Source organism: Nocardioides sp. (assembly GCF_041600255.1).
In the GTDB taxonomy this organism is placed as follows: domain Bacteria; phylum Actinomycetota; class Actinomycetes; order Propionibacteriales; family Nocardioidaceae; genus Nocardioides.
This window is the reverse complement of sequence record NZ_JBFIKK010000014.1, coordinates 26,336-38,848: the sequence shown is the minus strand read 5'-3', so window position 1 is coordinate 38,848 and position 12,513 is coordinate 26,336. Positions and strand designations below refer to the sequence as shown.

Here is a 12,513-nt window from a genome sequence, read left to right as displayed (position 1 = left end):
CTGGTCGTCTCCATCGCGCGCAAGTACGGTCGCGCGCAGATGCCGATGCTCGACCTGATCCAGGAGGGCAACACCGGCCTGATCCGCGCCGTCGAGAAGTTCGACTACGCCAAGGGCTACAAGTTCTCCACCTACGCCACCTGGTGGGTCCGCCAGGCGATCACCCGCGGCATCGCGCAGCAGGCCCGTGTCGTCCGGCTGCCCGTGCACGTGGTCGAGGAGCTCAACCAGGTCGGCGGCGCCCGCCGTACCCTCGAGCGCCAGCTGGGTCGCGACCCCGACCCCCGCGAGATCGCTGCCGAGCTCGGGATGGAGGTCGACCGGGTCCTGGACCTGATGGCCTGGGGACGCGAGCACGTCAGCCTCGACACCCCGGTCGACGAGGACGGCGACACCTCGCTCGGCGACCTGATGGCCCAGCAGACCACACCCGGCCCGGACCTGAACGTCCTCGACGTCGAGTCCCGCGACCGGCTGAACAGCCTGGTCGGCCTGCTCGACGACCGCTCGGCCGACATCATCCGGTCCCGTTACGGGCTGGTCGACGGTCGCCAGCACAAGCTGGCCGACATCGGCGTCAAGCACGGCATCTCCGCCGAGCGGGTGCGCCAGCTCGAGCGGGAGGCGCTGCAGAAGCTCCGTCGCTTCGCCGACCCCGACCTCGCTGCCTGACTCACCGACCGCTGGACAGCTCCTCGAAGACCTCCGTCACCCGTTGACGGAGGTCTTCGAGCGTCCCGTCGTTGTCGATGACGTACGTCGCCACTGCGCGCCGCTGCTCCCGGGTCGCCTGCGCCGCGATCCGGGCGTCGGCCTCCGCACGACTCCAGCCGCGCTGCTCGACCATCCGGGTCACCTGGGTCTCGACCGGCACGTCCACCACGACCACCGCGTCGAAGACCCCGGCGGCACCGGGATGCTCGGCCAGCAGCGGGATGTCGTGGACGACGACCGCCTCGGCGGGAGCGGCGGCCTCCAGCGCGGCACTCCGAGCCCGCACCAACGGGTGGACGATGCCCTCCAGGACGCGACGGCGCTCCTCGTCACCGAAGACGATCGCGCCCAGCGCGGGTCGGTCCAGCTCGCCCTCGGGGGTCAGGATCTCCGGGCCGAACGCCTCGACGACGGCGGCGTGACCCTCGGTGCCCGCCGCGACCACCTCACGGGCCAGCAGGTCCGCATCGATCACCACCGCACCCAACTCGGCCAGGATCGCCGACACCGTGCTCTTGCCCGACGCCACACCGCCGGTGAGTCCCACTCGCATGCGCTCACCGTATCCTCGGCCGCATGGACCACGTCGAGCTGCACGAGGGCTCGCGCGTGGCCCTCCTCGTCCCCAGCTCCTCGGACCTCCTGGATGTCGCCATGTCATTGCTGGCGGCGGGGATGTTCCCGATCCCGCTCGACCCGAGATTGACCTCGCGCGAGCGCGAGCGGATCCTGGCCGGCCTCTCCCCCGACCTCGTGGTCGACACCGAGGAACAGCTCGCCTCGATGGTCCGGCGCACCCCCGACGAGTACCGCTGGGGGCTGCCTCGCGCCCGACCGATGCACGTCACCAGCGGCACGACCGGGACGCCCAAGGGCGTCTACAGCGGTCTGCTCACCGAGGAGCAGGTGAGGGCCCTGCTGGCCGACGAACGGGACCTGTGGGGCTTCTGCGCCAGCGACGTCAACCTGGTGCTGAGCCCGCTCTACCACTCGGCGCCGCTGCGGTTCGCGATGGGAACCGTGCTGGCAGGCGGCCGGGTGGTCGTCCCCGGAGCCTTCGACCCCGCGCTCGTGACCGCCGCGATCGAGCGCGAGCGCCCGACCACGATGTTCTGCGTGCCGACCCACCTGCAGCGGCTCTTCGCGCACTGGGACGAGGTCGGCACCCCGGACCTGTCCTCGTTCCGGCTGGTCGCCCACGCCGGGGCACCCTGTCCGGACGCGGTCAAGCGCCGCCTGATCGCGCAGTTCCCGGCCGGTTCGACGTGGGAGTTCTACGGGTCGACCGAGGGACAGTTCACCGCCTGCCGGAGCGAGGAGTGGCTGGAGCGCCCCGGCACGGTCGGGCGAGCCCGTCCGGGCCGGGTGCTCAGCGTCGACCCGGACGGAACGATCTGGTGCACCGTGCCCGAGCACGCTCGGTTCCGCTACTTCGGCGACGACGCCAAGACGTCCGCGGCCTGGCGCGAGACGCCGCACGGGCCCGCCTTCACGGTCGGCGACCTGGGGCGGCTGGACGAGGACGGCTACCTGTACCTCGACGGGCGTCGCGAGGACCTGATCATCACCGGGGGTGTGAACGTCTACCCGGTGGAGGTGGAGCACGCACTGCGCGAGCACCCCGGTGTCGTCGACGTCGCGGTGTACGGCGTCCCCGACGAGCAGTGGGGCCAGCGCGTCTGCGCCGCGGTGGTGGGCAGGGCGACCGCGGAGGACCTGGCCGCGCACGCCCGCGCCCGGCTGGCGCCCCCGAAACGACCCAAGACCTGGCACCTCGTCGAGGACCTCCCGCGCACGCTCACCGGCAAGGTGGTGAAGGCCGAACTTCCCGGGGCCGAACTTCCTGAAGCCTGAGCCGACCTCAGCAGGCGAACTGGCGGCGGTACTGCTGCGGGGTCACCCCGCGCACCCGCGCGAAGTGGTGGCGCAGGGTGGCGGCGTTGCCGAACCCGACCTCGGCGGCGATCCACTCCACTGGACGACCGGTCTGCTCGAGCAGCTGCTCGGCCCGTAGCACCCGCTGACTGGTGACCCAGGCGTGCGGAGTCACCCCGGTCTCCGCCCGGAAGCGGCGGGCGAAGGTGCGCGGCGACATCAGCGCACGCCGGGCCAGCGTCTCCACGTCCAACGGCTCGGCGAGGTTCTCCACGATCCACTGCTGCAGCGGCCCGAGCGTCTCGGCGTCGCACTCCGGCACGGCGCGCGCGATGTACTGGGCCTGGCCGCCGTCACGCTGGGGAGGCACGACCATCCGGCGGGCGACCGCGCTCGCGATGCCGGCGCCGTACGCCTGGCGCCAGACGTGCAGGGCAGCGTCGAGGCCGGCTGCGCTGCCGGCGCTGGTGATCACCTGACCCGCATCGACGTAGAGCACCTCCGGGATCACGTTGGCCTGCGGAAAGCGCTCCGAGAGCTCACGGGTGTAGCGCCAGTGGGTGGTGCAGTCGCGACCGTCGAGCAGTCCAGCCTCACCGAGGGTGAACGCGCCGGAGCAGACGGACATCACCCGGGCGCCGTGATCGACCGCGGCCAGCAGGGCGTCGACGACCTCGCCGGGCACGTGGCCGGAGCGGGGCATCGCCGGGATGCCGATCAGGTCGGCCTGCTCGAGGCGTTCGAGGCCCTCCTCGACCTGGATGGAGAAGCCGACCGAGGTGGCCACCGGGCCGAGCTCGGGGCCGCAGACGGAGAAGTCGAGTCGCGGGATGCCCTCGTCGGAGCGGTCCACCCCGAACGCCTCGCACAGTACGCCGAGCTCGAAGGGGGCCACGCCGTCGTAGACGAGGGCGGCAACGTTGGTCAGCACCGGCCCAGCATGCCAGAACTCTGGCAGGAAATCGATGGACCCTGACGTTTCTGCCACTCGTGGCAGGATGTTCCTCGTCGCATGATTACTGCCATGACCTACGTATTCATGTTCGCCGTGATCGCGGCACTGCTCGCGTTCGAGGCAGTGCGCATGATGGTCCGGGACGGACGCGGCCCCCAGCGTCCCCCGTCCTCGCACTTCGAGGACCCCCGGTTCCACTCCCCCGGCGGTGTCTCCGGCCGACTCGGCTGAGGCGCCGCTCCCACTCCCTCCACCTCCTCCAGGAAACACACGAGGGCCCGGTCACCGTGCGGTGTCCGGGCCCTCGGGGTTGCTACGGGTGGTGAGCGATCAGCTCGCGCCGCCGGTCAGCTTCTCGCGCAGGGCCTGCAGGGCCTCGTCGGACGCCAGCGAGCCGCCGCTGGTGCCGGCACTCTCGTCGACGCCGGCCTCCGCCTCGTTGCTGCTGGAGTACGAGGTGGCCTCGCCCGCCTCGGCCTCGGCAACCTTCGCCTCGGCCTGCTGCTTGACGTGCTGCTCCCAGCGAGCGTGCGCCTTGGCGTACTGCTCCTCCCAGATCGCACGCTGCTCGTCGAAGCCCTCGAGCCACTCGCCCGTCTCCGGGTCGAAGCCGTCGGGGTAGACGTAGTTGCCCTGGGCGTCGTACGTCGCCGTCATGCCGTAGAGCGTCGGGTCGAACTCCTCGACGTCAGCGGCCGTGGCGGTCTCGTTGGCCTGCTTGAGCGACAGCGAGATCCGGCGACGCTCGAGGTCGATGTCGATGATCTTGACCATGACGTCGTCGTTGACCTGGACGACCTGCTCCGGGATCTCGACGTGACGCTCGGCGAGCTCGGAGATGTGCACCAGGCCCTCGATGCCCTCCTCGACGCGGACGAACGAACCGAAGGGCACCAGCTTGGTGACCTTGCCGGGCACGATCTGACCGATCTGGTGGGTCCGGGCGAAGTGCTGCCACGGGTCCTCCTGCGTCGCCTTGAGCGACAGGGAGACGCGCTCGCGGTCCATGTCCACGTCGAGCACCTCGACGGTGACCTCGTCGCCCACGGCCACGACCTCGGAGGGGTGGTCGATGTGCTTCCAGGACAGCTCGGAGACGTGCACCAGACCGTCGACGCCGCCGAGGTCGACGAACGCACCGAAGTTGACGATGGAGGAGACGACGCCCTTGCGGATCTGACCCTTCTGGAGCTGGGTCAGGAAGCCGTGGCGAACCTCGGACTGGGTCTGCTCGAGCCACGCACGACGCGAGAGCACGACGTTGTTGCGGTTCTTGTCGAGCTCGATGATCTTGGCCTCGAGGACCTGGCCGACGTACGGCTGCAGGTCGCGGACGCGACGCATCTCGACGAGCGAGGCGGGCAGGAAGCCGCGCAGCCCGATGTCCAGGATGAGACCACCCTTGACGACCTCGATGACGGTGCCCTCGACGACGCCATCCTCTTCCTTGACCTGCTCGATGGTGCCCCAGGCGCGCTCGTACTGGGCGCGCTTCTTGGACAGGATCAGGCGGCCTTCCTTGTCCTCCTTCTGGAGAACGAGGGCTTCGACCTTGTCACCGACGGACACGACCTCGGAGGGGTCCACGTCGTGCTTGATCGACAGCTCGCGCGAGGGGATGACGCCCTCGGTCTTGTAGCCGATGTCCAGCAGGACCTCGTCGCGGTCCACCTTGACGATGGTGCCCTCGACGATGTCGCCGTCGTTGAAGTACTTGATGGTCGCGTCGATGGCCGCGAGGAAGTCAGCTTCAGAACCGATGTCGTTGATCGCGACCTGGGGCGCGTCGTAATCGGGAAGCGCAGAGATGGTGCTCGTCATAAGGGAGGTAATTCCTTGGATGGATGGAGTTGTGCGGGCACGCCGAGAAGTCCTGTTTCACTACCGGTGGTTCGCCCGGGGTCGCCCTGTCGGGCACACCGGGGGCAGATAGCGAGCCAGACCCCCCTAGGTCCGGGGGTCGGGCAGAGTTCTTGCGCACTGGCCAGCCTACGCCGCGCCGCCCGCAGGCGTCCAACCCGGGCTCTCCCCGGCAGGGACCACGGCTGCCAGCACCGGTCGTCTCCGTCGAACGGGTCGGATGGGCCAGTGACAGGTGTCCGATCGGCCACTTACCCGGACCCACCCGGGATCGGGCGCTGAAATCCACCGCCGAGAAGCGGCCGTCGACTTTACCGTCGTACAGCACGCTCCCCCTCTTGGTGTGCCCAGCCGGGGCCCGCCGTCAGACCTCGAAAGCATCCCCCATGCGCAATCGGTCCCCCTTCACCGCACTGCTGGGGGTGTCGACCCTGGTGCTCTACTCAGTGGCCAGCGTCCCCACCCTCGCCTCCGCGGCTCCCCCGCCGCCGTCCTCCCCGACCAGCTCTGCCAGCGGCAAGGTGCTGGAGTTCGTCGCGCTCAGCGCCTCCCCGTACGGCACGTTGACCGACACCTCCGTCGGCATCACCAGCGGCGCCGTGCGTGACAGTGGTGCCGTACGCACCGTCGCCGACGCGCGCAACCTCGATGCGAAACTGGCCGGGCAGGCCGCGCCCGACCTGCTCTCGTCGGCCCATTCCGAGGCGCCGCCGGACAACACCCAGCCGGCCCTCAAGGTCACCCAGGGCGGCTCGATCCCGGGAGCCCTCTCGCTCGACGTCTCGACCTCCAGCGCTCAGGCCCGCTGGAAGGGCGGCAGCGGGCCCGACGAGGCCTGTGTGCCCGGCGCCTCGGCGCTGACCCTCTCGCGTGCCTCGACCGCCGACCTCAGCCTGCTGCCCGTTCCGGGAGTCGGCACCCTGCTCGCCCTGCCGGGCACGGTGTCCACGCAGCAGAGCACCCGACTGGTGCCCAACGCCGACCTGACGAACGACGGTCGCGACGTCGTGGTCACCGCCCAGGGCAGCACGGCCGACCTCCAGCTCTTCGGTGGCCAGCTCCAGGTCCGCGTGGTGACGCCTCCCAGGCTGGTCGCCACCGCGACGGGCCAGGCCGGCGGCGCCTCCGTCGCCTGGTCGGCCCCCGTGCTGACCGTCTCCGGTCAGGGCAACACCCAGACGATCCCGGCCGACGGCAGCCCCCTGGTCGTCGCCTCACCCAACAACCCGCTGCTCACCGTGGAGCTCTCCGCCGGCCAGCTGGCGAACAAGGTGACCGCAGCCGACGGCACCGCTGCCTCGGCCACCGCCACGGTCCTGCACGCGAAGTTCGCGCTGGGCTCCGCGGCCACGCCGGCCACGCTGCTCGAGCTCGATCTCTTCCCGCTCTCCGTGGCGGCCACCGCCCCGACCGGCGGACAGAAGTGCGCCGTACCGGACCCGGACACGGACGGTGACGGCCTGACCGACAGGTACGAGACCACCGTCTCCATGACCGACCCGCTCAAGCCCGACACCGACGACGACGGCCTCACCGACGGCGAGGAGATCGACACCGACGGCGACGGCCCTGACACCGGCACCGGCACGGACCCGCTGAAGCCCGACACCGACGGCGACGGCCTCCTCGACGGCGCCGAGGTCAACCCCCACCGCACGGACCCGCTCAAGGCGGACACCGACGGCGACGGCCTCACCGACGGCGCCGAGGTCAACACCCACCGCACGGACCCGCTCAAGGTCGACACCGACGGCGACGGCCTCACCGACGGCGCCGAGGTCAACACCCACACGACGAACCCCCGCGAGTGGGACACCGACACCGACAAGCTCTCCGACGGTGAGGAGGTGAAGACCAGCCTGACCGACCCGAAGGACGCCGACACCGACGACGGTGGGGTGACCGACCACGCCGAGCACGTCACGCGAGGCACCGACCCGCGCGACCCGAGCGACGACTTCAGCACCCCGGTCGACAACAACGACCCCGACGGCGACGGTCTGACCAACAGCCAGGAATGGGACCTGCGCACCAACCCGAACAACCGCGACACCGACGGCGACGGCCTCGACGACGGTGTCGAGGTGGACACCGACGGCGCCGGCCCGGACACCGGCACCGGCACCGACCCGAACCGGGCCGACACCGACAACGACGGGTTGAACGACGGCTACGAGGTCAACACCTCGACCACCGACCCGTTGAAGGCCGACACCGACGACGACGCCCTGACCGACGGCCAGGAGCTCGACACCGACGGCGTCGGCCCCGACACGGGCACCGGCACGAACCCGAAGAACGCCGACTCGGACGGTGACGGGCTGGGCGACGGCTACGAGTACTTCGTCTCCGGGACCGATCCGAACCGCGCCGACACCGACCGTGACGGCCTCGACGACGGCGACGAGCTCGACACCGACGCCGGCGGTCCGGACACCGGCACCGGCACCGACCCGAAGCAGGCCGATACCGATCACGACGGTCTCAGCGACGGCGACGAGCTCGACACCGACGGACCCGGGCCCGACACCGGCACCGGCACCGACCCGCTGGCCTTCGACACCGACGGGGACACGCTGGGTGACGGAGCCGAGATCAACCGCCACCGGACCGACCCACTCACGGCGGACACCGACGGCGACACGCTGGACGACGGTCGTGAGGTGACCACCACCCACACCGACCCGACCAAGGTCGACACCGACGGTGACGGCCTGCGCGACGGCTACGAGGTCATCACCTCGGCGACCGACCCGAACCGCGTCGACACCGACCACGACGGTCTCGGCGACGGCGACGAGCTCGACACCGACGGGGCCGGCCCCGACACCGGCACCGGCACCGACCCGCTGGTGCACGACACCGACGGCGGTGGCGTGGGCGACGGCGTGGAGCTCAGACGCGGGACCGACCCCACCCCCGGGCACGGCGCGGACGACTTCCCGCCGAGCGTGGACAACGGCGACGCCGACGGCGACGGCCTGACCAACGCCCAGGAGGACGCCATCGGCACCGACAAGTTCAACCCCGACACCGACGGAGAAGGCCTCTCCGATGGTGACGAGGTGGACATCGACGGCAACGGTCCCGACACGGGCACCGGCACCGACCCGCTGGCTGCCGACACCGACGGGGACTCTCTGGACGACAAGCGTGAGGTGGGTTCGGCGACCGACCCGCTGCGCTCCGACACCGATCGCGACGGCCTGAACGACGGTCGCGAGGTCAGCACGCTGACCACCGACCCGACCAAGTTCGACACCGACGGGGACTTCCTCGGTGATGCCTACGAGGTCGACGTGGCCGGCACCAACCCGAAGGCCAAGGACACCGACGGCGACTCCCTCGCCGATGGCGGCGAGGTCGCGGGCTTCCGCACCGACCCGACCAAGGCCGACACCGACGGTGACGGGCTCAAGGACGGGGTGGAGATCACCACCACCCGGACCGACCCGCTGTCGGTCGACACCGACGGCGACGGCTTCAGCGACGAGGAGGAGGTCACGACGCACGGGACCCTGCCCACCCGGGCGGACTCGGACCTCGACGGTCTCAACGACCGCAACGAGCGCTTGGTCACCGGGACCAACCCCATGGTCGCCGACACCGACCAGGACGGGCTGACCGACGGGGCGGAGATCGGGATCCACCTGACCGACCCGCTCAAGACCGACACCGACGGTGGCACGGTCAACGACGGCCAGGAGCTCCAGAACGGGACCAACCCGCGGGCAGGTTTCGCCGACGACGACGTCGTCATCCGTACCGATGACGACGACCGCGACGGCCTGACCAACGAGCACGAGATCAGGATCGGCACCGACCCCCGGGACCCGGACACCGACGACGACGGTCTCGAGGACGGCGTGGAGGTCAAGCAGTTCAAGACCGACCCGCTGGACCGCGACACCGACGACGACTGGCTCGGCGACGGCCGCGAGGTCAACAAGTCCCGGACCGACCCGTTGAAGAAGGACACCGACGGCGACCGCCTCAAGGACGGGCGCGAGGTCAAGAAGGTCAAGACCAACCCGCTGGTCCGCGACACCGACCGTGACCGGCTCCCCGACGGCCGCGAGCTCAGGATGAAGACCAACCCGTTGAAGAAGGACACCGACGGTGACCACCTGCGCGACGGGTACGAGGTCAAGAAGTGGAAGACCAATCCCCTGAAGGCGGACACCGACGGTGACGGCCTCAAGGACAAGAAGGAGGTCCGCGGAGTGCCGCGGGAGCGCTACGGCCGCTGCACGACCGACCCGCACCGCAAGGACACCGATCGGGACGGTCTGAAGGACGGCGAGGAGGTGTTCAAGTACCGGACCAACCCGTGTGACGCGAACACCGACGGCACCGGCAAGAACGACGGCGCCGAGGTCAAGGCCGGCACCGACCCACTCGGGCCGGTGCGCAACGGACGGCACCGCAACGCAGGGTCGGCCCGACCCTGAGGTGATCCACCCGCACCATGACGAGCCCCCTCCCTGCCGCGTCGGCAGGGACGGGGCTCGTCCCATGTTCGGGCCCGGACACCTGACCGTTCGGTCATTTCGGGTCCGACTCACCCGATGACCGCGCGTCGGCCGGGGAAGTTGCCTACCCTCGTAGACGTGTCCCCCGCACGCAGTGTCGCCCTCACCGTCGCCAGCCTGCTGGTGCTGGCCGCTGCCGGCGCGCCGGGAGCCGCCACCGCCACCCCCGCCCCCACCGGGGCGATGTTCGGCGAGAGCCTCACCGACAGCGACGGGGACGGCCTCAGCGACACCCAGGAGCTCATCCTCGGCACGAACCCGCAGAACCCGGACAGCGACGACGACCGGCTCAAGGACGGCGTCGAGGTCAACGCCCAGCGCACGGACCCGTTGGACCCCGACACCGACAACGACGGGCTGAGTGACGGGCGCGAGGTTCGCAAGCTCAAGACCGACCCGCTCGACACCGACACCGACGACGACCGGCTCAAGGACGGCCGCGAGGTCACCCGCTTCCGAACCGATCCGCTCAGCAAGGACACCGACCGCGACGGGCTCAGCGACCGGCGCGAGGTCGTCTGGCTCAAGAGCAACCCGCGGCGCAAGGACACCGACCGTGACGGACTCGACGACCGGCGCGAGGTCACCGACCTCAAGACCGACCCGCTGAGCAAGGACACCGATGGCGACGGACTCAGCGACCGCCAGGAGATCACCGGCTGGGCGAACCGTCGCTACGCGCGCTGCGCGACCGATCCCCGGCAGGCCGACTCCGACCGGGACCGGCTCAGCGACGGCGTGGAGGTGCTCGAGCACCGGACGAACCCGTGCGCCCGCGACACCGACGGCGACGGCCGCAGTGACCGCAAGGAGATCAAGAAGGGCACGAACCCGCGCAAGGCCACGTCCAAGCAGGGCGCCAAGGCCGAGGACGAGATCAGCTGAGGGCGTGCACGTCGCCGGACCGGGCGATCGCCCGCAGGAGCGCGTCCGCCTGATCGGCCACCGGGTTCTGGCCGCGGCGCGTGGCCAGGTCCACCAGCGCCCAGAGGTCCGCCGCCCGAGCCAGCCCGAGGACCTCGGTCTCCTCCCCGCCGCGCCGTGCGACGTACGACGTGAGGACAGCGCGGGTGAAGGCGTCGTCGCGCTCGAACCGCAGCAGGTTGCCCAGGTCCGTGAACGGGTTGCCGGCGTGGGCGAACTCCCAGTCGACCAACCCGGTGATCGCCAGGGTCTCCGGGTCGACCAGCAGGTTCTTGGGGTTGAAGTCGCTGTGCACCAGGCAGTGCCGGGTGACGGTGTCGAGACCGGCCTGCGCCCGGACCGCGACCGCGCGCAGGCCGTCCAGCTCGGCCGGCGTCCACCAACCCAGGGACGGCTCGGCCAGTTCGACGAGGCCGGGCAGCCCGTCGACCCGGTGGCCCGCCACCTCGAAGGTGCCGATCGAGAGGTCGCCGTCGACGAAGGGCCCGGTCCTGAGCATCGGCATTCCCCCCAGGTCTGCCAGCAGTCCGCCCAACGCCGCACCGAGCCGCTCACGCTCGGCAGCGCGCAGCCCGGGGAGGACGAGGTCGGCCCGGGTGCCCGGCAGGAACGACGTCACCAGCAGGGCCGGCAGGCCCGTCGCCGTGTCGGCCCGTCGTACCTCCACCACCTCGGGCACCGGCAGCAGACCCCGCACCAGCCGGTGCAGGGCGGCATCGACCTCATGGGCAGCGGCACCGCGCTCGGAAGGGCGCGCGTAGATCCGCACCACCGTGCGCTCGCCGGCCACCTCGGCCAGGAAGGTCTCGCCCGACCAGCCGCCCTCGAGGGGCACCAGCCCGGCCAGCGGGGTCTCGTCGTCCACGGGACGGATCCTGTCACCTCGCCGGGCGCGCTAGCGTCTGCGCCATGGACCTGGCGAGCTTCGTGTTCCTGCCCGTGCGGGTGGCGGTCGCCGCCACCCGGACCACCCTGGCGCTCGGCGTCCTCGCCGACCCCGACGGTCCGATCCGCCGGCCGGGCGGTTACGCCGACCTGCTGCTGCGGGTGATCGGCGAAGGCGGGCACGCCGACGAGCTGATGAACCTGCTGACCGACGACGACGGGCCGATGCGCCTGGCCGCCACGATCAACGACCTGACCTCCCCGGATCGACCGCTGGGCCGGATGCTCGCCCGGGACGGCGTGCTCGACCGGCTACTCGCCGAGGACGGGCCGCTGGCGCGGCTGAGCGCACCGGACGGCCCGCTCGAGCGGCTGCTGGCCGAGGGCGGGGCTCTCGAGCAGCTGGTCGCACCCGAAGGTCCTCTGGATCGGCTGCTCGCCGTCGACGGCGCGCTCGACCGGATCACCGCCCCCGACGGGGTGCTCGACCGGCTGCTCAGCCCGGGTGGGCTGCTGGACAGGGTCCTCACCGAGGACGGCTTCTTGGAGAAGCTGGTCGCCGACGGGGGCACCCTCGACCAGCTCCTGGCACTCGGGGACACCTTGGAGGCGATCCAGCCCCGGCTCACCGAGCTGGCGGCCGTCGTCCCCGCACTGTCCGCCGCGGCCTCGGACCTGGGCCGGGCCGTGGGCCCGCTCGGCGAACTCGCCGGCCGCCTCCCCCTGAGCCGCCGTCGCGCCCTTCCCGAGGCGCAGTAACCTCCAGTC

The 12,513-nt window shown here is 71.1% G+C and carries 10 protein-coding genes; 6 read left to right on the top strand and 4 right to left on the bottom strand.

What is annotated here, in order from left to right; genetic code table 11:
• Positions 1-672, top strand: a 672-nt coding sequence (locus ABZE72_RS03245; RefSeq protein ID WP_372727586.1) for an RNA polymerase sigma factor RpoD/SigA, incomplete at its 5' end; no start/stop codon positions are given.
• 1 nt (position 673) lies between these two features.
• On the opposite strand, the gene coaE is transcribed toward ABZE72_RS03245, so the two are convergent.
• Positions 674-1,375, bottom strand: a complete 702-nt coding sequence (gene coaE / locus ABZE72_RS03240; protein ID WP_372727585.1) for a dephospho-CoA kinase — start codon at positions 1,373-1,375, stop codon at positions 674-676.
• On the opposite strand from coaE, the gene ABZE72_RS03235 reads away from it, so the two are divergent.
• Complete coding sequence (locus ABZE72_RS03235) at positions 1,291-2,568, top strand: class I adenylate-forming enzyme family protein (protein WP_372727584.1); 1,278 nt, start codon at positions 1,291-1,293, stop codon at positions 2,566-2,568. The genes coaE and ABZE72_RS03235 overlap by 85 nt on opposite strands.
• Positions 2,569-2,575: 7 nt before the next feature.
• Here ABZE72_RS03235 and ABZE72_RS03230 read toward each other — a convergent pair whose 3' ends face one another.
• Positions 2,576-3,520: a GlxA family transcriptional regulator gene (locus ABZE72_RS03230; protein ID WP_372727583.1), complete on the bottom strand. Its 945-nt coding sequence runs from the start codon at positions 3,518-3,520 to the stop codon at positions 2,576-2,578.
• Between the two features lie 93 nt (positions 3,521-3,613).
• Between ABZE72_RS03230 and ABZE72_RS03225 the strand changes: the two genes are divergently transcribed.
• Positions 3,614-3,775, top strand: coding sequence for a hypothetical protein (locus ABZE72_RS03225; RefSeq protein ID WP_372727582.1), 162 nt, complete (start codon positions 3,614-3,616; stop codon positions 3,773-3,775).
• 99 nt (positions 3,776-3,874) lie between these two features.
• On the opposite strand, the gene rpsA is transcribed toward ABZE72_RS03225, so the two are convergent.
• Positions 3,875-5,365, bottom strand: a complete 1,491-nt coding sequence (gene rpsA / locus ABZE72_RS03220) for a 30S ribosomal protein S1 (RefSeq protein ID WP_372727581.1) — start codon at positions 5,363-5,365, stop codon at positions 3,875-3,877.
• A 425-nt stretch (positions 5,366-5,790) separates the two neighbouring features.
• Between rpsA and ABZE72_RS03215 the strand changes: the two genes are divergently transcribed.
• Both ABZE72_RS03215 and ABZE72_RS03210 read left to right on the top strand, forming a co-directional pair.
• A complete protein-coding gene (locus ABZE72_RS03215; RefSeq protein ID WP_372727580.1) occupies positions 5,791-9,855 on the top strand; it encodes a hypothetical protein in 4,065 nt (1,354 codons plus the stop codon).
• 159 nt (positions 9,856-10,014) lie between these two features.
• Positions 10,015-10,821 (top strand): binary toxin-like calcium binding domain-containing protein, encoded by an 807-nt coding sequence (locus ABZE72_RS03210; RefSeq protein WP_372727579.1) that lies wholly within the window; start codon positions 10,015-10,017, stop codon positions 10,819-10,821.
• On the opposite strand, the gene ABZE72_RS03205 is transcribed toward ABZE72_RS03210, so the two are convergent.
• Positions 10,814-11,725, bottom strand: a complete 912-nt coding sequence (locus tag ABZE72_RS03205; protein WP_372727578.1) for a phosphotransferase family protein — start codon at positions 11,723-11,725, stop codon at positions 10,814-10,816. The two genes, ABZE72_RS03210 and ABZE72_RS03205, sit on opposite strands and share 8 nt — an antisense overlap.
• A gap of 44 nt (positions 11,726-11,769) precedes the next feature.
• Between ABZE72_RS03205 and ABZE72_RS03200 the strand changes: the two genes are divergently transcribed.
• Positions 11,770-12,504: a hypothetical protein gene (locus ABZE72_RS03200; RefSeq protein WP_372727577.1), complete on the top strand. Its 735-nt coding sequence runs from the start codon at positions 11,770-11,772 to the stop codon at positions 12,502-12,504.
• Positions 12,505-12,513 lie beyond the last annotated feature (9 nt).